21 protein-coding genes are annotated in these 22,411 nt (G+C 56.3%); 7 read left to right on the forward strand and 14 right to left on the reverse strand.

What is annotated here, in order from left to right; all coding sequences use genetic code 11:
- Positions 1-23: 23 nt before the first annotated feature.
- From paaE to FIV05_RS20880, 7 genes are all read right to left on the reverse strand, one after another.
- Complete coding sequence (gene paaE, locus FIV05_RS20850) at positions 24-1,097, reverse strand: 1,2-phenylacetyl-CoA epoxidase subunit PaaE (protein WP_152510830.1); 1,074 nt, start codon at positions 1,095-1,097, stop codon at positions 24-26.
- Positions 1,098-1,224: 127 nt separating this feature from the next.
- Complete coding sequence (gene paaD / locus FIV05_RS20855; RefSeq protein WP_152510831.1) at positions 1,225-1,737, reverse strand: 1,2-phenylacetyl-CoA epoxidase subunit PaaD; 513 nt, start codon at positions 1,735-1,737, stop codon at positions 1,225-1,227.
- A gap of 4 nt (positions 1,738-1,741) precedes the next feature.
- Positions 1,742-2,518 carry a 1,2-phenylacetyl-CoA epoxidase subunit PaaC gene (paaC, locus tag FIV05_RS20860; RefSeq protein WP_152510832.1) on the reverse strand — a complete coding sequence of 259 codons (777 nt, stop codon included), beginning with the start codon at positions 2,516-2,518 and terminating at the stop codon, positions 1,742-1,744.
- Positions 2,518-2,802: a 1,2-phenylacetyl-CoA epoxidase subunit PaaB gene (gene paaB / locus FIV05_RS20865; RefSeq protein WP_152510833.1), complete on the reverse strand. Its 285-nt coding sequence runs from the start codon at positions 2,800-2,802 to the stop codon at positions 2,518-2,520. Before paaB ends, paaC begins: the two co-directional genes overlap by 1 nt.
- Positions 2,803-2,818: 16 nt before the next feature.
- Positions 2,819-3,301 (reverse strand): DUF3291 domain-containing protein, encoded by a 483-nt coding sequence (locus FIV05_RS20870; protein WP_152510834.1) that lies wholly within the window; start codon positions 3,299-3,301, stop codon positions 2,819-2,821.
- Positions 3,302-3,306: 5 nt separating this feature from the next.
- Positions 3,307-4,299, reverse strand: a complete 993-nt coding sequence (gene paaA, locus FIV05_RS20875) for a 1,2-phenylacetyl-CoA epoxidase subunit PaaA (protein WP_022998701.1) — start codon at positions 4,297-4,299, stop codon at positions 3,307-3,309.
- A gap of 129 nt (positions 4,300-4,428) precedes the next feature.
- Positions 4,429-5,289, reverse strand: coding sequence for a PaaX family transcriptional regulator C-terminal domain-containing protein (locus FIV05_RS20880; RefSeq protein ID WP_152510835.1), 861 nt, complete (start codon positions 5,287-5,289; stop codon positions 4,429-4,431).
- 171 nt (positions 5,290-5,460) lie between these two features.
- Between FIV05_RS20880 and FIV05_RS20885 the strand changes: the two genes are divergently transcribed.
- Complete coding sequence (locus FIV05_RS20885) at positions 5,461-6,606, forward strand: zinc ABC transporter substrate-binding protein (RefSeq protein ID WP_152510836.1); 1,146 nt, start codon at positions 5,461-5,463, stop codon at positions 6,604-6,606.
- Positions 6,607-6,686: 80 nt separating this feature from the next.
- Here the strand turns inward: FIV05_RS20885 and FIV05_RS20890 are convergent, their stop codons facing one another.
- Entirely contained in the window at positions 6,687-8,576 is a 1,890-nt protein-coding gene (locus tag FIV05_RS20890; protein WP_209009731.1) for a L,D-transpeptidase family protein, read from the reverse strand.
- Positions 8,577-9,106: 530 nt separating this feature from the next.
- Between FIV05_RS20890 and FIV05_RS20895 the strand changes: the two genes are divergently transcribed.
- Complete coding sequence (locus tag FIV05_RS20895) at positions 9,107-9,583, forward strand: hypothetical protein (protein ID WP_152510838.1); 477 nt, start codon at positions 9,107-9,109, stop codon at positions 9,581-9,583.
- Positions 9,584-9,644: 61 nt separating this feature from the next.
- Here the strand turns inward: FIV05_RS20895 and FIV05_RS20900 are convergent, their stop codons facing one another.
- Positions 9,645-10,196 carry a single-stranded DNA-binding protein gene (locus FIV05_RS20900; protein ID WP_152510839.1) on the reverse strand — a complete coding sequence of 184 codons (552 nt, stop codon included), beginning with the start codon at positions 10,194-10,196 and terminating at the stop codon, positions 9,645-9,647.
- A 584-nt stretch (positions 10,197-10,780) separates the two neighbouring features.
- Here FIV05_RS20900 and uvrA point away from each other — a divergent pair.
- The 4 genes from uvrA (at position 10,781) to trmFO (ending at position 16,798) form a co-directional block, all read left to right on the forward strand.
- Positions 10,781-13,711 carry an excinuclease ABC subunit UvrA gene (gene uvrA / locus FIV05_RS20905; RefSeq protein ID WP_152510840.1) on the forward strand — a complete coding sequence of 977 codons (2,931 nt, stop codon included), beginning with the start codon at positions 10,781-10,783 and terminating at the stop codon, positions 13,709-13,711.
- A 244-nt stretch (positions 13,712-13,955) separates the two neighbouring features.
- A complete protein-coding gene (locus FIV05_RS20910) occupies positions 13,956-14,105 on the forward strand; it encodes a DUF1127 domain-containing protein (RefSeq protein WP_006933294.1) in 150 nt (49 codons plus the stop codon).
- Positions 14,106-14,935: 830 nt separating this feature from the next.
- A complete protein-coding gene (locus tag FIV05_RS20915; RefSeq protein ID WP_006933293.1) occupies positions 14,936-15,085 on the forward strand; it encodes a DUF1127 domain-containing protein in 150 nt (49 codons plus the stop codon).
- Between the two features lie 294 nt (positions 15,086-15,379).
- Entirely contained in the window at positions 15,380-16,798 is a 1,419-nt protein-coding gene (gene trmFO / locus FIV05_RS20920) for a methylenetetrahydrofolate--tRNA-(uracil(54)-C(5))-methyltransferase (FADH(2)-oxidizing) TrmFO (RefSeq protein WP_173013901.1), read from the forward strand.
- 129 nt (positions 16,799-16,927) lie between these two features.
- Here trmFO and FIV05_RS20925 read toward each other — a convergent pair whose 3' ends face one another.
- The 5 genes from FIV05_RS20925 to yajC form a co-directional block, all read right to left on the reverse strand.
- Entirely contained in the window at positions 16,928-17,779 is an 852-nt protein-coding gene (locus tag FIV05_RS20925) for a phytoene/squalene synthase family protein (protein ID WP_152510841.1), read from the reverse strand.
- Positions 17,780-17,804: 25 nt separating this feature from the next.
- On the reverse strand, positions 17,805-18,182 hold the full coding sequence (locus FIV05_RS20930; RefSeq protein WP_022998711.1) for an Mth938-like domain-containing protein: 378 nt from the start codon (positions 18,180-18,182) through the stop codon (positions 17,805-17,807).
- A gap of 10 nt (positions 18,183-18,192) precedes the next feature.
- Positions 18,193-19,143: a protein translocase subunit SecF gene (gene secF, locus FIV05_RS31930; RefSeq protein WP_152510842.1), complete on the reverse strand. Its 951-nt coding sequence runs from the start codon at positions 19,141-19,143 to the stop codon at positions 18,193-18,195.
- A 16-nt stretch (positions 19,144-19,159) separates the two neighbouring features.
- Positions 19,160-20,770: a protein translocase subunit SecD gene (secD, locus tag FIV05_RS31935; protein WP_152510843.1), complete on the reverse strand. Its 1,611-nt coding sequence runs from the start codon at positions 20,768-20,770 to the stop codon at positions 19,160-19,162.
- Positions 20,771-20,841: 71 nt separating this feature from the next.
- Positions 20,842-21,177 (reverse strand): preprotein translocase subunit YajC, encoded by a 336-nt coding sequence (gene yajC / locus FIV05_RS20945; RefSeq protein ID WP_022998714.1) that lies wholly within the window; start codon positions 21,175-21,177, stop codon positions 20,842-20,844.
- Between the two features lie 243 nt (positions 21,178-21,420).
- Between yajC and FIV05_RS20950 the strand changes: the two genes are divergently transcribed.
- Complete coding sequence (locus FIV05_RS20950) at positions 21,421-22,293, forward strand: ATP-binding protein (RefSeq protein ID WP_152510844.1); 873 nt, start codon at positions 21,421-21,423, stop codon at positions 22,291-22,293.
- The last annotated feature ends 118 nt before the right edge of the window (positions 22,294-22,411 follow it).

The following is a 22,411-nucleotide window of genomic DNA, read 5'->3' on the forward strand; positions in this document are numbered from 1 at the left end:
CCAGTTCTTGAAACGGAATGGTCTCAGGCGTCGTAAGTCACGACGAGGCGTTTGCTCAGCGGCCGCGACTGGCATGTCAGAACGTAGCCATCCCGAATTTCGTCGTCTTCCAGAGCATGATTGGCCGCCATTTCGACCTCACCTTCCAGCACCTTGCCGCGGCATGTGGAACACACGCCTGCACAGCAGGAATATGGTGCATCGATGTTGTGACGATGCGCTGCTTCCAGAATGGTCTCGCCCGGTTCCATGTGGATTTCCCGCGTGGTGCCGTCGATGGTCAACCGAAGATCGGCCTCCTTCGCTGAACCTTCAATGACCTCCGGCCGCAGCCGTGCCGGCAAACGCCCCGGCTGGTCGGACTTGAACAGTTCCTGCCGTATCTTGTCCGCCGCAACACCGCGCGCTTCCAGGCTGCCACGAACGGTTTCCATCATGCCGTGAGGACCGCAAAGAAAAGCAATATCAATGTCCTGAGGATCGATCAGCGTATCGAAGAGATCGTTCAGCTTCTCCTCATCGACGCGGCCGGAAAACAGCTCGGTGTCCTGCGCATCGCTTTTGAGAATGTGGATCACTTGCAGGCGACCGAGATACCGGTTTTTCAGATCCTCCAGTTCCTCTCGGAACATGATCGAGGATATCTGCCGGTTGGCATAGACCAGTGTGAACTGAGAATTCGGCTCGCGGGCCAGTACTGTCTTCAGGATCGACAGGATCGGTGTAATGCCAGATCCACCGGCGAAACCGACGTAGAAACGTGCGAGATCAGGTTCGATCGGGGCGTTGAAGCTGCCGAGTGGCGGCATGGCCTCGACCATGTCTCCCGGCCGCATGCTTTCATGCGCCCAGCAGGAAAAAGCACCTCCGTCGACGCGCTTGATCCCGACCTTCAGGGCACCGTCTTCGGTCCCGGCACAGATTGAGTAGCAACGGCGCACCTCGTGTCCGTCGAAGTCACGCCGGAAGGTCAGATATTGCCCCTGCTCGAAACGGAACAGATCCTGTTCCTCAGACTGCGGCTGAAGGGTCACAACGACGGAATCTCTCGTATCCGGCGTTACGTCAGTCACTGTCAGCGCATGAAACCGCGACATGCATGTCCTCCCGAAACATGATCTGCTGCACCCTGCCGATATCGACAAAAACGGATGCCAAAAAACTCAGGACGGCCAATGGAATCTTTTCACCTACCCGTGCGTCCCGACCAATTGCAGTGCCCTCTCAGTGGCACTTGAAGTAATCGAATGGCTCCAGGCACGACCGGCAGCGATAAGCCGCCTTGCAGGGCGTGGAGCCAAACTGGCTGACCTTTTCCGTGTTTTCCGAACCACAGCGAGGACAGGAGACCTGAAAGCTCCCCTGACCTGTCAGCCGCGCGACCCTTCCGGCTGCCGAACTGTCCGAACCGGTTCCGTCTACCGGCGGTGCAATGCCGTAGGCACGCAATTTCGCCCGGCCCTCCTGCGTCAGCCAATCGGTCGTCCACGGCGGACTGAGCTGCTGCTGAAGACGCACCTTGGAAACTCCGCATTCCAGCAACTTGGTTTCGATGTCCAGATTGATCACCGCTGTTGCCGGGCAGCCGCTGTAGGTCGGCGTAACGGTTACAACAAGCGTTTCGTCTTGCCAGGAGACGTCACGAATAACGCCCAGGTCCGTCAGGGACAGAACCGGAATTTCCGGATCGGGGATCTCGGAAAGCCATTGCCAAACCGTGTCCATGGAAACAGGCATCGGATCACCAGGTTGCGCCGGGATAGGCCCGCTGCAGGAACTGCATTTCTGCCAGCATGTGCCCCAGGTGTTCCGAATGACGACCAGTCAAGCCGCCCATATGGGCGAAGTCGCTTTCCGGCAAGGTAAGCGTAGCCTCATCCAGAACAGCTTCGACTGTTTCTTTCCATTCCGCTTTCAAGGAGGCCGCATCTGGAGCAAGCCCTGCTTCCGCCATCGCGGTGTCGATGGCGTCACTGGCGAACATTTCACCGGTGTAGGGCCACAACGCATCAAGAGCCTGCTGCATGCGGCGATGGCTCTCTTCAGTACCGTCTCCTAGACGGATCACGAGGTCCGCGGATCGGTCGAGATGGTAGGCAACCTCCTTGCCAGCCTTCGCTGCAATGGCAGCGATCCGCTCGTCCTTCGAGCTTTTCAGGGCCTCGAGCAAGGGAACCTGATAAGCATCGATCAGGAACTGCCTCATCAACGTCTGGCCAAAATCACCATTTGGCTGTTCTGCCAGCAGGAAGTTGCGAAAGTCCCAGGCGTCACGAAGGTAAGCCAGCTCATTTTCGCCGCGCCCCTTGCCTTCGACTTCACCGGCAAGGCCCAGCCACATACGAGCCTGCCCGATTAGATCGAGCGCGACATTGGCGAGCGCGATATCCTCTTCCAGGACAGGAGAATGCCCGCACCATTCCGAAACGCGGTGCCCCAGAACAAGCGCGGTATCGCCTCTGCGCAGTAACCATTCGAAGAGAGTGTCGCGTGCGACTAGTTCGTCTTTTCTGGTCATCACATTTTTCCGACTTCATCCGGAATGTCGTAAAAACTTGGGTGACGATAGATCTTGTCCATGGACGGCTCGAACAAGGAATCCTTCGCGCCCGGATCAGAAGCAGTGATCTGTGCCGACGGCACGACCCAGATCGAAACGCCTTCCTTGCGGCGCGTATAGACGTCGCGCGCATTCTTGATCGCCATTTCAGCGTCCGGTGCATGCAGTGACCCTACATGGCGATGATTGAGACCATGCTGGCCGCGAATAAAGACCTCCCAGAGGGGCCATTCCTTTTTCATGATTTCCTCCGAAATGTCAGGCTACAGAACTTGAGCATCGTGCCGACCGCCACAGATTGGCGTCTTTCACATGCTCCCAGCCGAAGGCAAGATCCGTTGACCCGTGCTCGTTCAGATAGTCGAGCTTCTGCCAGGCTTCTTCGAGCGTTGGCACATGGCCGGCGGCAACCGGCCACATGACAAAATGCATGCGCTCCATCACTTCAAACCATTCCGCCCGTCGGTCGTAAATGCGTTTGTGAACGGTCTTGAACACGAAGTTTTCCAGAGACCCGACGTCCGTCCATACCGAAAGGTTCGGGATGACCAACGGGTCGCTTTCGCGCGTCATGGAAACCGCGTTGCCAGCCTCATCCTTCAAGCGCCAGACAAATCCGTTGCTGCGTTCGGCGGCGGCGTTTACCCGGTTCAGATTGTTGACGAAATCGGCAATCCGCGGATCGTTGATATCGTAACGGAGCCGAGCCACATTCAATTCAGCCAGGTGAGTTTCGGTCATGGCGCTTACTCGGCCGCGGTTCTGGCAGCGACCCGCTTGTCAGCATGCGCCATCAACCCGTCACGCACCCAGGCACCATCTTCCCAGGCCGTCACCCGGGCTTCCATACGTTCCCGGTTGCAAGGACCGTTGCCCTTGAGAACTTCGAAAAACTCGCTCCAGTCCGGTTCGGAAAAATCGTAACCGCCCTTTTCCTCGTTCCACCTGAGGTTCTCGTCAGGAACTGTCAGCCCGAGATACTCAGCCTGGGGAACGGTCTGATCGACAAACTTCTGGCGCAGCTCGTCGTTGGTGTTGATCTTGATCTTCCAGGCCATCGACTGGGCGGAATGGACAGAGTCCTTGTCCGACGGACCGAACATCATCAACGACGGATACCAGAACCTGTTCAAGGCATCCTGCGCCATGCGGCGCTGCGCTTCCGAACCCTTCGCCATCTTCATCATGATGTCGTAGCCCTGGCGCTGGTGGAAGCTTTCTTCCTTGCAGATACGGATCATCGCCCGCGAGTACGGCCCGAAGGACGTGCGCTGCAAGGGCACCTGGTTCATGATTGCCGCGCCATCCACCAACCATCCGACGGCACCGATATCGGCCCACGTCAGGGTTGGGTAATTGAAGATCGAGGAATATTTCATTTTGCCGGCGTGGAGCAGCTCGATCAACTCGTCGCGGCTGACGCCGAGGGTTTCTGCCGCACAGTAGAGATAAAGGCCATGGCCTGCCTCATCCTGAACCTTGGCGAGCAGGATTGCCTTGCGCTCGAGTGTAGGCGCACGGGTTATCCAATTGCCTTCCGGCAACTGGCCGACAATTTCCGAATGAGCATGCTGACCGATCTGACGGATCAGGGTCTTGCGATAGCCTTCCGGCATCCAGTCCGTGGGTTCGATTTTCTCACCACGGTCAATGCGTTCCTGAAAGGCTCTTTCCTCGTCCGTCATCTCCGCGAGAGAGAGAACTTTGGTCGAGTCGGTTTTTACCATCTGGGCATACATGACGCCTCCTTTCGTCATGTTGAATTTCCAAAAGGATACCTCACAACACATCACAGAAAAAGCATGAAATTAATTATTTTTGTGATGTTTTGTCGCCTGCTTCAGAAAATTGGTGAAACACCTTAGACCTCAATGAGTTAGGGAAAGTGACCGCATACGTTCCTGCACCGCATCCGGAGTGGCCGGCAGTGGGCCGTCCTGATTCAACAGTTTCCGACCGATGTAACTGTCGGCTGCAGGAGAAAGGCCAGCGTAGAGCGCGGCGAACAACGAACGCGCTTCATATCCGGCCCAGTCTGCCGGCAGGACCGAGCGTGGCAGGCGGGGATCCCGCAGGCGAATGCCACGATAGGCATGCACCAATGCCAGTCGGAACAACAGTGCTGACGGAGGCGCAACACCATCTGCGATCAGGTTCTGCATGGGTTTGAAGTGCGAGACGAAGCCTGTGTAGTCCCGAGCCAGCAGCTCCAGTCCGAATGAGGAAGCAGCTATTTTTTCCAGTTCACCTGATTTCAGGTTCAAAGCCGATGCGCGAAACGCAGTACCAAGGACGGGGCGTCCCGGTCTGTCGGCACCGATGTAGACATTTCCCTCAAGTGACGCGAAACCAAACCGCATCAGAACGGCCTGATCCGCTGCTTCCGTACAACGGGTCAACAGCCAGCCACAATCCGGATCCTCAGGGCCATAGAACAAGTCTGCCGCCAGGTGATATTCCTCCCGGGCATCCGGCGTCAGAGCGTAAAAGCTTCGCCTGCCTTCCCTCTCACCTTTCAACTGGCCTTTTGAAACCAGGCGAGACACCGCGGTCCTGACAAGCGATTCATTAACACTGAAGCCGGCGCAAAGGCTGATCAAGTCTCCCATCCACAGCACGCCGCCACGCGGTTCAACGATATCGCCGTAGATGGTCACGATCAGCTGCGCAGCCTTGGGCGGAAAGGGCCGCAGGAAACTGTCAGCAAGTATTTCGGTTCCGGTGTGCATGAAGCTTCTGATCCGTCAGCATTTTTCTAAAGCTTATCTGTACGGCGGCTGCAAACCAAGATGTTCACGGATGCTCTCGACAACATTCCGGCGAAAGTGGACTTGAAAACCCGATTTTTGAACGTTATAAAATAACACGTTATAAAATTACATCATCCTGAAGGCCCTCCTATGCCCCTCACCTTCTCCGCCATCAAGAACAGCGCCTGCATGTCACTCAATCTGACGGCTCCCGCAGCAGCAGCACTTGTGACCCTGACAGCGAATGCGCACGCCGACGCCCCAAGTGTCGTCACGTCCATCAAACCGATCCATTCCATCGCGTCGGCTGTTATGGAAGGTGTCGGGACGCCCTATGTTCTTGTCGACGGCGCCTCCTCTCCTCATGGCTATGCGCTGAAACCGTCGCAGGCATTTCTACTACAGGGAGCCGATGTGGTGTTCTGGGTTGGGCCAGAACTGGCTCCCTCGCTGAAGAAGCCGATCGAAACCATGGCCAAGAATGCTGTAACGGTCGAACTGATCGATGCGTCTGGAATTCATCAACTCGACATTCGCGAAGGTGCCAGCTTCGACGCCCATGATCACGATCATGACGATGGGCACAGTGGCGAAGAGCATGCGCATGATCATGCAGAAGAAGATGACCACGAACACGCTGGCGGCGAACATGATCACGAAGAAGGCGAACATGAACATGCCGGCCACGAACATGATGACGACGACAGCCACGCCGAGGCCCATGACCACTCGGGTCACGACCACGACGCAGAGCATCAGCACGCGGCACATGAGGCTGTCGATCCGCATATCTGGCTGAACCCGGAAAACGGCATCGAGATCGCAAAAATCATGGCAGATACCCTGGCGAAACAGGATCCTGCCAATGCCGAAACCTACAAGAAGAATGCAGCGGCGTTTTCCAAGCGGATCGCGTCACTCGATCAGGACATTTCCGCTGAACTGGCTCCGTTTGCAGACAAAAAGTTCATCGTCTTCCACGATGCCTATCATCATTTCGAACATCACTATGAAATCGAGGCCAGCGGATCGGTTACCGTTTCTCCGGAAGCTCTGGCGAGTGCAGACCGAATTCAGGAAATCCAGGGCAAGATCAAGGACCTCGGCGTAAGCTGCGTTTTTCAGGAACCGCAATTTGACGCAAAGCTGGTTTCGGTTGTTCTGGAAGGCAGCAGCGCACGGTCAGGTACGCTTGACCCGCTGGGCACCGATCTTGAAAATGGCCCGGACCTTTATCCGCAACTTCTGAAGGGGCTTTCAAGCTCTCTGAAGGAATGCCTCGGCGGCGCCTCCTGATATTGCCTCTTCGAGAGGGCAAACAAAAAAGCCGCCGGAGGTCACCCCTTCGGCGGCTTTTTTTGTTCTGTAATGCCAGATCAGGAGGTTCTGACTTTTTCCCGTTCTGCTTCGGTTTTCTCGATGGCTTTCAACAGATGCATGTCCCTGTCGTAGACGTCGGTATAGAATGCAACCGTCCCGTCCAGCTCAGGCCACGCCGTGAAGTAGGACACATAAACCGGAATATCACCGGTCACCTGTTCTTGCTGGTTCTGACCGCCCGAAATACGCGAGCTCACGTAATCCTTGGATTTGCCGAGAACCGCAGCGGCCATGGCCTTCGGATCCTGCAGACGGATGCAGCCATGGCTGTATGCGCGCATATCCTTGTTGAAGAGGTTCTTTGACGGCGTATCGTGCATGTAGATGTGATGCCTGTTCGGGAACAGGATCTTGACTTCGCCAAGCGCGTTCGAGCTACCCGGGTACTGGCGGACGTTGACCGATTGCTGTTTGGAAGCAACCGCGTACCAGTCGACTGCAGAAGACGAAACCTGCCGGCCGCCTGGTGTCGTTACCTCATAACCGGCGCGGTCGAGATAGCTCGGGTCGTTTGCCAGTTTCGGCAGCATTTCATTGACAATGATCGAATACGGCACACCCCAATAGGGATTGTATTCAACGATTTCGATCTTGTCGTAGAAGAAGTTGGTCTGATTGGATTTCTTGCCGACAACCACCCGCATGCTCAATGGCGCTTCGTCAGGCGCGGTATAGGTCGCGGTGAAGGCAGCCTGATTGATGAAAACCTTGCGTTCGCCGAGCTCTTCGGGAAGCCAGCGGCTGCGCTCCATTGCCAGTTCGACCTTGGCGATCTTCGCTGCGTTGGTTTCGCCGACCATCGCATTGATGGTATTCTTGCCGATGATACCATCCGGCGTGAGCTTGGCTTCCTTCTGGAAAGCCTTCACCAGCTCAACGAGTTCCGGAGAATAAAGTTCAGCGCCATCATAGGCAGTCAGCGTCTCTCCATGAGCCGTCTTGAGTTCCTCTGAGCCGTTCTTGGCGATCGCGGCGACGATGTTCTTCATTTCCGGGCTGGATTTGCCAGCCTTCAGGAAAGTGCCGGGCGCGATGACGATCTGGTCGGCGTCTTCATCTTCTGCTCGCAAGCGGGCCAACTCTTCGGTCAGCTTGCGGAAATGTTCACTCTGAGGCTGCGCTTTGCCAACTGCTGTTTCGGCATTGGCCGCTGCCTTGAAGCCTTCCAGGGCTGCAACGAGATCGACTTCATGCCTCGGAAGATCGTGATATTCTGAAATCCGGTTCGGATCGACACGTCCGCGCCTGGAATCCAGAACATATGTCAGAACGGCTGCACTCATCTCCATCTCGAACCGCATCGTGGCGGCATCGAGTGCCTCTCCTTCAAGACCTTCAGTAACGGGAAGATCGACGACATAGTCTTCCGGGTTCAGCGCAAATTTGCCTGTTTCAGCGAGACTGCTGCGGACCGCGATAGCCTTTTCTGTCGGCTTACCGTCTTTCACCCAGACGAAATCGGGATGCTCACGATAGAATGAAATGACTGCAGAACCCACTTCCGGAAGGACGGTGAGCGACATGTCTTTCAATGCAGGACGTGCCGTGTCGAATGCGGTCAGAACGACCGGAGCCTGTGGCAGGCTATCGCTTTCGGTGCTCGGGGCATCCGTCGATTCAACGGGCTGGACATCAGGCTTCACCTCGGCGGACTTGATCTCCGACAGTTCAGCCAGCGAAACCTTCTTCCAGCTGTCGGCCGTGTAATTGAGGTAGCGCGGCGCAGAGACCTTTGCGGTAACAACCTTCTTGCGAAGATCCTGCTGGCGCTCACGCTCCTGCTGCCGGCGATGCGCTTCCGGATTGAACAGACGCTGGAACAACCCCTGCGCGGAAGCAGGCTCAACCGAGACCAAGTTAAAACCGGAAAAAAGCACCGTTGCCATCAAGCCAGCCCTGAGGGACGTCCCCAGGACAGAACGTTTCGGTTTTTTCCTGGTACATTCGCTCAGTGCCATTGCATTCGCTCGCATTGTCTAAACCCGCTTATTTTAAATCTTTTCGAACCTGACGCCTTGCCCAAGTCACCAGGGTTTTATTGCTTCCCTGCAAGGATCGAAGGCTGTTCGGCATATCCGCCGAGGATGTTCTTCATCCGAGCGTGATATGGCAACGCAGTTACCGAGCATCCGGTCCCGCGACCCGATTCCCGGAAACTGCGCCCGTAAACCGTTTGATACTATAACAGGGTTCATCAGATGGTTAAGGGGCGCCGTCTTACACAGGTTTGAAATCAGTCGACTGTGACGATTATGCCTCGTTGCTGACAGTACAACTGCCCACCATCACGGTGCCAGAAACGGCAGAACTGCAGCCGTTTGGAAAAACAACCTGGCGTGATTGGCATCACGCCGCCTACTTCGTCAAAGGGGTATCTACGGCTTCACGAGTACGTGAGACATTACCGGAGAGCCAAATGCCGTTTCAATTCAATGTTGGTGACCATTCGTCACCGATCTGGAAATACACAAGTTTCAACTCTTCCCAGTATTCAAAGCTGAAATGGGCCAGAAACAAGCTTTTCAAGATGGTCAAGAACAACCCGGGATGTAATGCCTATTTCCGGACGCTGCCCAAGGGGCGAAGCTTGTCGGACATGATCAGCGACAGCTCGATTTGGGTGAATTACGGACCGACCATTTCACCGCTACATGGGGAAATCCACGTTCCTTCCGGGGAAATCGCGGTTGGTGACCGGGCTTTTAAAATGGGCAGGTGGATGGTGCTGGCCACCATCATTCATGAATTCGCGCATCACAACGGCGCCCCGATTACGGGTGGCGACACACGCGCAGAAGAAGCCGTCTATCACTGCGGTCTCGGCAGTGCGAAGGAATATTACGACGGCGTCGATGACCCGAGCACGCCTTACGACCCAAACGTCGGCGGTTGATCAACATACCCTGGTGCGCGGCCCCAAAGCATGGGACCGCACCCGGTAGGGCAGAAAAAGATCAGAACGGAATTTCGTCGTCCATGGGGCCGCCACCGCCGCCGGACGGACCGCCGTAACCGCCACCGCTGCTGGATCCGCCGCCGTAGCCACCACCGAAATTCCCACCGGAACCGGAACCACCGCCGCCGAAGCCACCTCCGCCGCCTTGTGAGTCATTGCCGTAATCGGGAAGACCGCCGGATGCACCGCCACCTTCGCCGCGGCCGTCAAGCATGGTCAGGTTGGAGTTGAAGCCCTGCAGCACGATCTCGGTGGAGTACCGGTCCTGACCGGACTGATCCTGCCATTTGCGGGTCTGAAGCTGGCCTTCGAGATAAACCTTTGATCCCTTGCGCAGGTATTGCTCCGCAACTTTGCAAAGACCGTCGTTGAAGATCACGACACGGTGCCACTCCGTCTTTTCTCGGCGCTCACCGGTGTTTCGGTCGCGCCAGGATTCCGACGTCGCAATCCGGAGATTGGCGATCGGGCGGCCATCCTGCGTACGGCGGATTTCCGGGTCTGCTCCCAGATTGCCGACCAAAATTACTTTGTTGACGCTGCCCGCCATACTGAACTCCTGTTTGTTTTTCGTTGACCCCGCCGACGATGTTCGTGTGCTTCTCCGGCACGTGTCGATAAACGGTCAACGTTGCAAGCTTTGCTGCTAGAAACCAGAACCCTAACGGCACGCCAACAGCTTCGCCGCTATTTTCGCCAGGCTTCACTCATTTTCCACAAGGCAGCTCACAAACTGCCGCCTGGTTCATCCGCCTAAAATTCGAGCAAAGTCGACAGACACAATCCTTGATTGCGCCAAGTTACAATTTGCTCCACTTTTGTTCCAATCAAGCCCCGATTTTTCTGTCAGGACATTATCTCATGAACTGCGAGGTTTCGGTCACCTATTTCTGCTCGGCTCCTGACGCGGCAATCGTTAATGTACTTGTTTTGTTCTTATCATTTCTGTAAAAGCGATTCAATCAGGCATCGCATCGACAAGTGCCTCAGGCACGATATTGAAAATGCCTCACTGGAAGCTCCGCCCGAAACTGCTATATCGGGGCAAACAGACATCATCGGCAATGGACCATCTTAGCGTATGCGCGAGCAACAATCGGCTTTGGGCGACGCATGCGGTCAGGAAGAACGACAATGAAGACAGCCAAGGGATCGCAGTCGGAAGTAGCCTGGAAGGCGGACCCAACACGGGTCATCAGCATCCGTGGCGCACGCGAGCATAACCTCAAGGGCGTCGACCTGGACCTGCCCCGCGACAAGTTGATTGTCATGACCGGCCTGTCTGGCTCAGGCAAGTCGTCACTCGCCTTCGACACCATATATGCAGAAGGACAGCGGCGGTACGTGGAAAGCCTGTCCGCCTACGCACGTCAGTTCCTGGAAATGATGCAGAAACCGGACGTCGACCAGATCGACGGACTGTCGCCGGCAATCTCCATCGAACAGAAGACCACGTCCCGCAATCCGCGCTCCACGGTCGGAACGGTTACGGAAATCTACGATTACATGCGCCTTTTGTTTGCGCGTGTCGGCGTTCCCTATTCCCCAGCCACTGGCCTGCCGATCGAAAGCCAGACCGTCAGCCAGATGGTCGATCGTATTCTGGAGCTGGAAGAAGGTGCCCGACTCTACCTGCTCGCGCCGATGGTTCGCGGCCGCAAGGGCGAGTACCGCAAGGAACTTGCCGAGCTGATGAAAAAGGGTTTCCAGCGCGTCAAGATCGACGGAACATTCCATGAGATTTCCGAGGCCCCTGCCCTCGACAAGAAATTCAAGCACGATATCGACGTCGTCGTAGACCGTATCGTCGTGCGTGACGATATCTCCGGTCGGCTTGCCGATTCACTGGAAACGGCGCTGAAACTTGCTGATGGCATTGCAATTGCCGAATTTGCCGACAAGACCGACGAGAACGGCAACCCGGAACGGCTGATCTTTTCCGAAAAATTTGCCTGCCCGGTATCAGGCTTCACCATTCCGGAGATCGAGCCGCGCCTTTTCTCGTTCAACAATCCTTTCGGTGCCTGCCCCACTTGTGACGGCCTTGGAACGACACTCGCCTTCGAGGAGGACCTGGTTGTTCCTGACCACTCGCTTTCCCTGCGCGAAGGAGCTGTCCTGCCCTGGGCGAAGACAGGATCGACTTCACCTTATTATGCCCAGACGCTGGAAGCACTCTGCAGTCATTTCAAGGTTTCCATGGCAACGCCCTGGAAGGATCTTCCTTCGGAAGTGCGCGAGGCAATCCTTCATGGAACCGGCAATGCGAAGATTGAATTCGTCTATGATGACGGCGTCCGCAGCTACCGGACAGAGAAGACCTTTGAAGGTGTAATCGGCAATATCGAACGGCGCTGGCGCGAGACGGAATCCACCTGGGTTCGCGAGGAACTGGCAAGGTTTCAATCCGATCATGCCTGCCCGGCTTGCAGCGGGTTCCGTCTGAAGCCGGAAGCGCTTGCCGTCAAGATCGCCGGCAGGCATATCGGTCAGATCACCGAACATTCCATTCGCGATGCAAGTCTCTGGTTTGAAGCCCTGCCGGAGCAACTAAACGACAAACAGAGCGAAATCGCAGGCCGCATCCTGAAGGAAATTCGCGAGCGGCTGAAGTTCCTGAATGACGTTGGCCTTGAATATCTCACCTTGTCCCGGTCTTCCGGAACACTGTCAGGCGGCGAAAGCCAGCGTATCCGCCTCGCCTCGCAGATCGGCTCGGGGCTGACCGGAGTTCTTTATGTACTGGATGAGCCGTCCATCGGCCTTCATCAGCGCGACAACGCCCGTCTTCTGGAAACGCTGAAACACCTGCGCGACCTCGGCAATACGGTGATCGTGGTCGAGCATGACGAAGACGCGGTGCTGACTGCCGATTACGTTGTCGACGTCGGACCAGGAGCGGGTGTCCATGGCGGGCAGATCGTCGCCAAGGGCACTCCCTCCGAAATCATGGCCAATCCCAATTCGTTGACGGGGCAGTACCTGTCTGGCTCCATGATGGTTTCGCGCAACGACGAGCGCAGAAAAATCAACAAGAAGCGGAAGATCTCCGTTCGCGGCGCCCGCGGCAACAATCTGAAGGACATTGACGTTGACGTGCCGCTCAGCACATTTACCTGTGTCACCGGTGTGTCGGGTGGCGGCAAGTCCACGTTCCTGATCGATACGCTCTACAAGGCTGCGGCTCGTCGCCTCAATGGCGCGCGGGACAACCCTGCCCCGCACGATCGCATCGAAGGCCTGGAAGTGCTCGACAAGGTGATCGACATCGATCAGTCACCGATCGGCCGGACACCCAGATCCAACCCGGCGACCTACACCGGTGCCTTTACCCCGATCCGTGAATGGTTCGCCGGCATGCCTGAAGCCAAGGCCAGAGGCTATCAGCCCGGTCGGTTCTCTTTCAACGTCAAGGGAGGCCGCTGCGAAGCCTGTCAGGGCGACGGCGTCATAAAGATCGAAATGCACTTCCTGCCGGACGTCTACGTCACTTGCGACGTATGCAAAGGCAAACGGTACAATCGGGAAACGCTCGAGGTCGAGTTCAAGGGCAAGTCGATTGCCGACGTGCTCGACATGACCGTGGATGAAGCCGCCGTGTTCTTCTCCGCAGTTCCTGCAGTGCGCGACAAGATGGAGACCCTGGCACGTGTCGGTCTCGGCTACATCAAGGTCGGCCAACAGGCGACCACGCTTTCAGGTGGTGAAGCGCAGCGCGTAAAGCTTGCGAAGGAACTCTCCAAGCGCTCGACGGGGCGTACGCTATACATTCTGGATGAACCCACGACAGGCCTGCATTTTCACGACGTCGCAAAACTGCTGGAAGTGCTGCACGAACTGGTTGATCAAGGCAACACGGTTCTGGTGATCGAGCACAATCTCGAAGTCATCAAGACGGCAGACTGGATTATCGATCTGGGACCGGAAGGAGGCGACGGTGGCGGTACGGTGGTTGCAACCGGACGCCCTGAAGACGTTGCCGAGGTTTCGGAAAGCTACACGGGACAATTCCTGCAGGAACTGCTGCAGCGACGTCCGCAACGGGCGCACGACGCTGCGGAATAAGTCTTAACCAGTCTCCAGTTACGTGACGACAGGCACGTGTGCACCGCACACATGCCTTTTTCATTTGTATTTCCGCACGTTCCACGAATCATCCCGATTCTGGCTGCGCAAGCTTTGCTGCATTGCATCAAACGCATGTCAGGCATGCAGAGATGGCACTTCTTTTATTTCGAGTGGTGAAATATATCATTGGACAACAACGGCGCGGAACGCACACGCGTTTCGATAATTAAGGAATAAGAAGATGTTTGACACCGTGCGCCAAAAGTACAGCAACTGGGTAAGCTACCGCCGTGCGGTTGACGAATTGTCCCGCCTTTCGGCCCGTGAGCTTGCTGACCTCGGCATCTGCCGCAGCGACATCAAATTTGTCGCACGTCGTCAGATTGGCTGAATGAAATAAAGAGATCGCGTCCCTAGGCATCCTCCTCCCAGCCGACGGGCGTGTGACACGCAGGGCATCCTCCTCCCAGCCCTGTCACGTCGAAACGTCGCCCGCCAGCACCTCCTCCCGCTGGCGGGCGTTCGTTTTTCTGGCGTCCTGAATTCCTCCCATGCCTGTCTGGTCAGGCAAGAGACACCTCAAAATTCTGACGCTCCAACGCCAAGTGCGACATCCGGATGTGTTCAACTTTCTCCAAGTCGATGTCTCTTCTCTTGCGGTGAAAGCTCGTTCATTCCTCCAAGCGAAGCGATCCCAGTGCGAACGCCCAAGCGATGCGGGTCGGCACAAAAAGGTGTCCACAAGCTGGGTCGTTACCCGAGATGGAATCGCATTCAGATAAATGATTGTCTTCGCTTGTTGCGATGCCGTGTTTTCGAATGGGCCGGTATATCGACAACCTGTTTTACAAACTCGACCGTCTTCTCCGTCTATCGCCGCCAGCCTTCCGTCAGCGCAGATCACTTGTGCGTGCCAGGTCAGTTCAGAGTTTTCAGGCGACACCAAATGACGGACTGATCCGTAAAAAGGAACCGTCCGGACGGCATTTTCATTTCGCACCTGCGAACACTCAAATCATGGCAGCTATGCGAGACATGCGGGCCGTTATGCCATTTCAACCCCATTAAGGCTTTTTTAATCTGCATTTTTTGCATATCAGCTTCGCGATTTCCCCTCTACCTCGCACTGCACAAAACACCTATCTTCCAGCCTGTAAGAGATGAACGGGCCAGACGCCGATCCGCGGTGCCATGGCCATGAGATAGCGAAAGGCCTAAACCATGATCGATACTGTTGTTCGCAAATTCAATAACTGGAAACGCTTCCGTCAGACCTATGACGAGCTGTCCAACCTGTCCAACCGCGAACTGGACGACCTGGGCATTGCCCGCTCCGACATCGCCCGCTACGCGCGCATGTCTGCGAAATAACAAAGCTTCGCGGTCAGAAGGTATCCTCCTCCCAACCTGATGACCGCATCTTCCGCGCTCCATGCGTGGAACTCCAAAAGCGCCTGCCGGTACCTCCTCCCACCGGCGGGCGTTTTTTTTGTTTTGTCGGCAATCATATCGGCGCCTGACTTCAGACCATTCGGTCACATCGATATGGCGCACATTGCGGTCGCCCGACTTTGCCTGTAATCAGGGCGGCAAAGCAATTGTCCGGATCCACCTTGCCGCAAGTCGGTGACGAAAGGCGGCCGGAACAGGTCCCAGGGACACAAAATGACCCCCATCCATATCATTGGCGGCGGCCTTGCCGGTTCAGAGGCTGCCTGGCAGATCGCACAAGCCGGATTGCCCGTCGTCCTCCACGAAATGCGCCCTGTCCGCAAAACGGATGCTCATCAGACCGAAGGTCTTGCCGAACTGGTCTGCTCGAACTCTTTTCGTTCAGACGATTCCGAGCAAAACGCCGTTGGCCTGATACATCATGAACTGCGTCAGCTCGGTTCGCTCATCATGTCTTGCGCTGATGCTCATCAGGTACCTGCCGGCAGTGCACTTGCCGTGGATCGGGACGGATTCTCGAACGCCGTCACGACCGCGCTTCAAAATCATCCGAATGTGACGATCTCGCGTGAAGAAGTCGCGGGTCTGCCCCCCTCTGAATGGGAAAAGGTCATCATTGCAACGGGACCGCTGACCTCACCGGCTCTCTCGGCAGCAATCCTGGAAAGAAGCGGGGAAGATGCTCTTGCATTCTTCGACGCTATTGCACCGATCGTCCATTTCGAAAGTGTCGATCTTTCCAAGGCCTGGTTCCAGTCCCGCTATGACAAGGTTGGGCCTGGTGGAACTGGCAAGGACTATCTCAACTGCCCGCTGGACAAGGTGCAATACGAGGCCTTTATCGATGCGCTTCTTGAAGGTGAAACAGCGGACTTCAAGGAATGGGAAGAAAACACGCCCTACTTTGATGGTTGCCTGCCAATTGAAGTCATGGCTGCCCGCGGCCGCGAAACACTTCGGCATGGCCCGATGAAACCCATGGGCCTGACCAACGCGCATAATCCGGAGGTGAAGGCCTACGCGGTTGTGCAACTGCGTCAGGACAATGCACTCGGCACGCTCTACAACATGGTCGGTTTCCAGACAAAGCTGAAATACGGTGCCCAGGCCGACATTTTCCGCATGATTCCAGGCCTTGAAAACGCACAATTTGCCCGTCTTGGCGGACTTCACCGCAATACCTTCCTGAACTCTCCTAAGGTTCTAGATGGAACCTTACGGCTCAAAGCCGATCCTCGGCTGCGGTTTGCCGGTCAGATCACCGGCTGTGAAGGCTATGTGGAATCGGCGAGCGTCGGCTGCCTTGCCGGACTGTTTGCAGTCCTTGAAGCCCGCGGTCAGGAGATCGTCCCACCACCTGCGACGACTGCCATGGGTGTGCTGCTCGGTCATATTACCGGCGGACACATCACACGGGACGAAGGTGCCGGCAAACCGGGCTCCTTCCAGCCGATGAATGTCAATTTCGGCCTGTTCCCCGAAGTGGACGCACCAACCAAGGATGAAAACGGCAAGCGACTGAAAGGCAAGGACAAGACCCGTGCCAAGAAACTTGCGATGACCAATCGGGCGAAGACCGACTTCTCGGACTGGCAGGCCAAGTTGGACCTTGTGAAACAGGCTGCAGAGTAATCAGTACCGATTGGCCCAATGATCAGGCATGTGCGGCCGGATCGAGTGCATTCTTGATAATTTGCAAACAGGTGCTTTTTCTCGCGGGAAAGCGCCTGTTCGCGTGTCTGGAAATCAGCCCATACGGGATCAGATGGCCTTCAGTACGTTCCCGGACGCTCGCCAGAGTATCCATTGCCGCCTGAGTTGAGACATCTCCGCGACCTGCTTCAACGGATCCAGTTCTTGCCGTTCCAGTTTTTTCAGGAATGGCTCCACAAGAACCAGTGGCAGGTAGGCTGCCTCACAGGCGGTTGGTACATCCTCCGACGCCTGACGCACACGGCCGAGGTGATGGCGGACATGGCCGCGCATTTCAGCAAGCACTGCCCGAAGTTCAGCCGTCGTTTCGCCTCGAAACACTGGCTGGACGTCAAGGTTGTGCCGGTCACAGACGTCCTTCGGCAAATACATCTGCTGCCGCGATGCATGCCATGGAAGTGCGCGCATCAAACCGGTCAGCGCATACGCCACGCCGGCGTGCCCCGCGGCCGTTGCCGTGCCTGCCTCCTTGCCATCATTCAAGACAAGGCAAGCCAGCTGGATCACACCGGAAACGGTTTCACCGGCGTAACCTTCCAGATCGTTGAGAGTTGTCATCTGGTCGTTGTAGAGGTCAAAGACCCTTGCCTCCGCCATTGCCACAAGGCTTTCTTTCGGCAATTCGTATCGGTCGATCGTCTGCAACAAGGCACTGGCAACCGGATTGGACGCAACAGCTCCATGTTCCGTGCCTTCGAGCAGGTCTCGCCACCATTGAAGCCGAACTTCACCAGGAAGCGGTTCCGACACCAGTTCTCGAATGCGGGAAATCTCGGCGCTGTAGGCATAGAGCGCCATCAGGCCATTGCGATGGGTTTCTGGTGCTAACAACGCACTGAGATAGCGGTCCTTGTCAAATTGACGAACCACATCGGCGGCATGATCAAAATCGGTCGTCATAGAGCCCGATAGCCTTTGAGGTGCTTCAGTCGACAGCGATCAGTGCAGCTGCGACAGCCCGGTCTTCCGACAAAAGCACATTGAAGGTCCGAAGCGCGGCGCCTGTCGACATAGGATCGGACAATATGCCCGCCTCCCGAAACAGCGTTTTCAGTTCTGCAGGCAAAGGTCGAAGTTCCTTGCCGGTTCCGACCAAAAGCACTTCAATGTCCGCCTGTTCTTCCAGAACCTTCTGAAAGGCTTCAGGAGTAAAGGCGGACGCATCGCTAACGTCCCAGCCGTAAATTCCGCTCGGAACGCATAACAAGGATCCGCGATGAGACATCCCGGCAAACCGGAAGCCGCCGTTGCCATAGGCTTCGAGCGGCGCCCGACCGGGAAAATGCGCATCGCGGATTTCCATCGTACCGTCCCTAAGCCGACGCTTTCGCCTTTGGATCCTTTTCGCCGTCGTCGTCCTTCGGAGACATGGCCTCCGCACGGAGATTGAACAGGATCAGGAAAGGAGCCGCCAGGAAGATCGACGAATAGGTGCCGATCACGATACCGAAGATCATTGCCAGGGTGAACGACTGGATGACCTCACCGCCGAAGATGTAGAGCGCGAAAAGCGCCAGCAGCGTTGTGAGAGACGTCATGGTCGTACGAGACAGCGTCTCGTTGATCGACATGTCGAGCACTTCCGTCAATGGCCGCTTCTTGTATTTGCGCAGGTTCTCGCGAATACGGTCATATACGACCACGGTATCGTTGAGTGAGTAACCGATGATGGTCAGAACGGCCGCGATACTGGACAACGAGAAATCAAGCTGCAGCAGGACGAACAGGCCAATGGTAATGACCACGTCGTTTGCCGTTGTCAGGATGGCCCCAACCGCAAACTGCCACTCGAACCGGAACCAGATGTAGAACAGGATCGCCAGCAACGAGGCGGCAACCGCGATTGCACCTGCCTGAGCCAGCTCACCCGAAACACGCGGGCCCACAACTTCGACGCGGCGGAAATCCACTTCCTGACCTTCGAAAATGGTTCGCACCTTGCCGATAACGGCCTGCTGAGCAAGTTCGCCACCCGGCTGTTCTTCAACACGGATCAAAATGTCGTCCGACCCGCCGAATTCCTGCACCTGGACATCCCCAAGGTTCAGGGAAGACAGATCGGAACGGATCGAGGCGATATCGGCCGGGCCATCGGTCTTGATTTCGATGATTGTACCGCCCTTGAAGTCGATGCCGTAGTTCAGCCCGACGGTAAAAAAGGCGGCAACGGAGGCGATCACCAGTACGATGGACAGCGGAAAGCTGACTTTCCGCAGCCACATGAATTTGATTTTGGTGTTGTCCGGAACAATTCTCAGCAACATTTGAAAGTCTCCCGGATCAAATCGGCAATTTCGACGGACGGCGGTGGCGGAGCCAAAGGGCTACCAGCAACCGGCTGAACGTGAATGCCGAGAACACTGTGGTGAAGATACCGATGGCCAATGTCACGGCGAAGCCCTTGACCGGACCCGAGCCGAGCTGGAACAGGATCACGGCGGCGATCAGGGTCGTGATGTTGGCATCCAGGATCGTACCAAGGGCACGGCTGAAGCCTGCATCCACCGCAGAAATGACAGATCTCCCTGCCCTTGCTTCTTCGCGAATACGCTCGAAGATCAGCACGTTCGCATCCACCGCCATACCGATCGTCAAAACAATACCTGCAATGCCGGGCAAGGTCAGTGTTGCCTGTAGCATTGTCAGCGCACCGAAGATCAGGAAGATGTTCACCATCAGCGCAAGGTCGGCAATGATGCCGAAGCGGCCATAGGCCAGGATCATGAAGACGATCACCAGACCGCCGCCGATGATCGACGCCAACTTGCCCGCTTCAATGGAGTCAGCGCCGAGGCCTGGGCCGATGGAGCGTTCTTCGATTACGGTCAATTTGGCCGGCAATGCACCGGCGCGCAACAGCACGGCAAGGTCGTTGGCGCCCTCCAGCGTGAAGCTGCCGGAAATCTGACCTGAACCACCTGTGATCGGCTCACGGATAACCGGCGCGGAAATGACTTCATTGTCGAGCACGATTGCGAACGGACGGTTGACGTTCTGCTGCGTGATCTGGGCGAACTTGCGCGCGCCGGACTGATTGAAGCGGAAGTTCACAACCGGCTCGTTGTTGCGCTGGTCGAAGCTGACTTGAGCATCGACAAGGTCTTCGCCCGACAGGAGCGGCGCTTCCTCGAGAAGATAAGGAATGGGCGGATCATCAACCGAAGTCATGATGACAGTGCCCGCAGGCGGACGGTTCTGAAGCGCCTGTTCGCCGGACATGGACGTATCGACCATGTGGAAGGTCAGCTGCGCCGTCTGGCCGACGAGATCTTTCAAGCGTTCCGGATCATCTTCACCGGGCGCTTCGACCAGAATCCGGTCGGCGCCCTGGCGCTGGATGCTGGGTTCTGTAGTCCCCAGTTCATCGACACGACGCCGGATGACCTCGATGGATTGCTGGACGATATTCGTCATGCGATCCTCAAGGCCACGCTCGGAATAGGAAAATCGAACCAGACCGTCTTCCGTCACGGTCATGTCAAACTCATTGACCGCCTGACCGCCAAAAACACTGGAGGCCAGCGGGTTGACGAGTGGTTGCAGACGCTCTTCCGCATCGGCCAGCCGGGTCAGATCGCGAATACGAACCTGAGCGGCGTCTCCCTGAACTCCGAGCCCCGTATACCCAATGCGCGGATCTTCGCGCAGAGTTGACCGGATATCGCCGACAAGCGCCTTCATGCGCTTCTGGATGTAATCCTGCTTGTCGATTTCATAAAGCAGATAGGCACCGCCCTGAAGGTCGAGACCGAGAACCATCTGGTTCTTCGGCAGGAAGTCCGGCCAGCTTTCAAGTTGTTTTTGGGAGAAGAAATTCGGCAGCGTGGTCAGGATGCCAGCGGCAACCACAAGCACGATCAGCGCGATTTTCCAGCGTGCGAAATAGAGCATGGTCAAGCCTTAAATGCAGCCAGGCCGATCTGAACCGGCCCGGCGATATCATCGAAGCGGCGGGGATCGCGTTACGCGTTTTCCTTGGCCGGTTCGGTTTTGGAGCGCACTTCCTGCACCATGGAACGTACGAGACGAACCTTGACGCCCTCGGAAAGTTCGACCTGCACTTCACCGTCGTCTACGACTTTGGAAACCTTGCCGATCAGGCCACCGGTGGTCACGATGGTGTCACCGCGGCGAAGGTTGGCAACCATGTCCTGATGCTTCTTCATGCGCTGACGCTGCGGGCGGATGATCAGGAAATACATGATTGCGAAGATCGCCACGAAAGGCAGGATCTGGATCAAGAAACCGGAAGCGCCTGCCGGACCGGCTGCCTGCGCGTAGGCTGGGGTGATAAACATTCACTTCTCCTAAGTGGCGTTTTTGATGACCACCGACCCCTCTGTCGGGTCTTCGGCAAAAACGCTCTCATTCTGGTGGCGCGGACTATAACTGCGGCACGCCTCATTTCAAGCTTTGCAAGCAGTTTCCAGCGTACCGGTATGGGAATAACTGACGTTTTCGTGTTTCCCGCACCGTGTTAATCCTGCCATCACTTAATTCAGGGCCTGACATGGGCCTTTTTGACAGGGCTTGCAAGAAGAATGAACGCTGAAAACGACCTCACCGCATTAAATGCAAAACTCGATTCCCTGATCGACCTTATCGCACGTGCGGTGCCGGCCCGTCCCGGCAGCCCGGATTTTTCGGTTGCGGACGCTTTCGTCTGGGCGCCTGATCCGGGTGAGCTGCTACCGGTTCAAAAGGTCAATCGCGTCGATATCACGTTGCTTTGTGCGGTTTCCCATGTGCGTGATCTTCTTCTCGACAATACGCGCCGGTTTGCGAAGGGATTACCTGCAAACAACGCGTTGCTGTGGGGCGCCAGAGGCATGGGCAAATCCTCATTGGTCAAGGCAGCCCATGCAGCTATCGCCGCCGAAAACGCATCCACCGGCTTGAAACTCATTGAAATACATCGAGAAGACATCGAGTCGCTGCCCAAGCTCATGAACCTCATCCGTGACGTTTCCTGCAGGTTCATCGTCTTTTGCGACGACCTGAGTTTCGACAATGACGACACCTCGTACAAGTCGCTCAAAGCCGTTCTTGAGGGAGGGATCGAGGGTCGGCCTGACAACGTCATTTTCTATGCCACTTCGAACCGTCGCCACCTTCTGCCAAGGGACATGATCGAGAACGAACGCTCGACAGCAATAAACCCCGCAGAAGCCGTTGAAGAAAAGGTTTCTCTGTCGGACCGGTTCGGGCTTTGGCTCGGGTTTCACAAATGCAGCCAGGACGACTACCTGGATATGGTGCGCGGCTATGCCGCACACTTTGAGCTGAAGATCGAAGCCGACGAATTGCGGGCAAAAGCGCTGGAATGGGCGACGACGCGCGGCAGCCGGTCGGGCCGTGTCGCCTTTCAGTTCATTCAGGATCTGGCCGGCAGGCTCGGCAAGACGATTTCCTGAAATGACAAAGCCCGGCGCAAGGGCCGGGCTGATTGACAAGATTCACGGTTTTTGGCCACGGACTGGCCTTTCTCATCCGGCGGATCGCAAGGTCCCACCGGATACGAGAATAGTTAGC

The sequence above is a fragment of the Labrenzia sp. THAF191a genome (assembly GCF_009363335.1).
Lineage (GTDB): Bacteria > Pseudomonadota > Alphaproteobacteria > Rhizobiales > Stappiaceae > Roseibium > Roseibium algicola.

Bases quoted from the DNA above. Each gene is read 5' to 3' on its own strand.
- secF (WP_152510842.1), bottom strand. From the start codon at position 19,143: ATGTTGCTGAGAATTGTTCCGGACAACACCAAAATCAAATTCATGTGG.
- paaE (WP_152510830.1), bottom strand. From the start codon at position 1,097: ATGTCGCGGTTTCATGCGCTGACAGTGACTGACGTAACGCCGGATACG.
- FIV05_RS20925 (WP_152510841.1), bottom strand. From the start codon at position 17,779: ATGACGACCGATTTTGATCATGCCGCCGATGTGGTTCGTCAATTTGAC.
- FIV05_RS20870 (WP_152510834.1), bottom strand. From the start codon at position 3,301: ATGACCGAAACTCACCTGGCTGAATTGAATGTGGCTCGGCTCCGTTAC.
- FIV05_RS20950 (WP_152510844.1), top strand. From the start codon at position 21,421: ATGAACGCTGAAAACGACCTCACCGCATTAAATGCAAAACTCGATTCC.
- trmFO (WP_173013901.1), top strand. From the start codon at position 15,380: ATGACCCCCATCCATATCATTGGCGGCGGCCTTGCCGGTTCAGAGGCT.
- yajC (WP_022998714.1), bottom strand. From the start codon at position 21,177: ATGTTTATCACCCCAGCCTACGCGCAGGCAGCCGGTCCGGCAGGCGCT.
- FIV05_RS20885 (WP_152510836.1), top strand. From the start codon at position 5,461: ATGCCCCTCACCTTCTCCGCCATCAAGAACAGCGCCTGCATGTCACTC.
- FIV05_RS20910 (WP_006933294.1), top strand. From the start codon at position 13,956: ATGTTTGACACCGTGCGCCAAAAGTACAGCAACTGGGTAAGCTACCGC.
- FIV05_RS20890 (WP_209009731.1), bottom strand. From the start codon at position 8,576: ATGGCAACGGTGCTTTTTTCCGGTTTTAACTTGGTCTCGGTTGAGCCT.
- paaA (WP_022998701.1), bottom strand. From the start codon at position 4,299: ATGTATGCCCAGATGGTAAAAACCGACTCGACCAAAGTTCTCTCTCTC.
- paaC (WP_152510832.1), bottom strand. From the start codon at position 2,518: ATGACCAGAAAAGACGAACTAGTCGCACGCGACACTCTCTTCGAATGG.
- secD (WP_152510843.1), bottom strand. From the start codon at position 20,770: ATGCTCTATTTCGCACGCTGGAAAATCGCGCTGATCGTGCTTGTGGTT.
- FIV05_RS20900 (WP_152510839.1), bottom strand. From the start codon at position 10,196: ATGGCGGGCAGCGTCAACAAAGTAATTTTGGTCGGCAATCTGGGAGCA.
- FIV05_RS20895 (WP_152510838.1), top strand. From the start codon at position 9,107: ATGCCGTTTCAATTCAATGTTGGTGACCATTCGTCACCGATCTGGAAA.
- FIV05_RS20880 (WP_152510835.1), bottom strand. From the start codon at position 5,289: ATGCACACCGGAACCGAAATACTTGCTGACAGTTTCCTGCGGCCCTTT.
- FIV05_RS20930 (WP_022998711.1), bottom strand. From the start codon at position 18,182: ATGGAAATCCGCGATGCGCATTTTCCCGGTCGGGCGCCGCTCGAAGCC.
- uvrA (WP_152510840.1), top strand. From the start codon at position 10,781: ATGAAGACAGCCAAGGGATCGCAGTCGGAAGTAGCCTGGAAGGCGGAC.
- paaD (WP_152510831.1), bottom strand. From the start codon at position 1,737: ATGCCTGTTTCCATGGACACGGTTTGGCAATGGCTTTCCGAGATCCCC.
- paaB (WP_152510833.1), bottom strand. From the start codon at position 2,802: ATGAAAAAGGAATGGCCCCTCTGGGAGGTCTTTATTCGCGGCCAGCAT.
- FIV05_RS20915 (WP_006933293.1), top strand. From the start codon at position 14,936: ATGATCGATACTGTTGTTCGCAAATTCAATAACTGGAAACGCTTCCGT.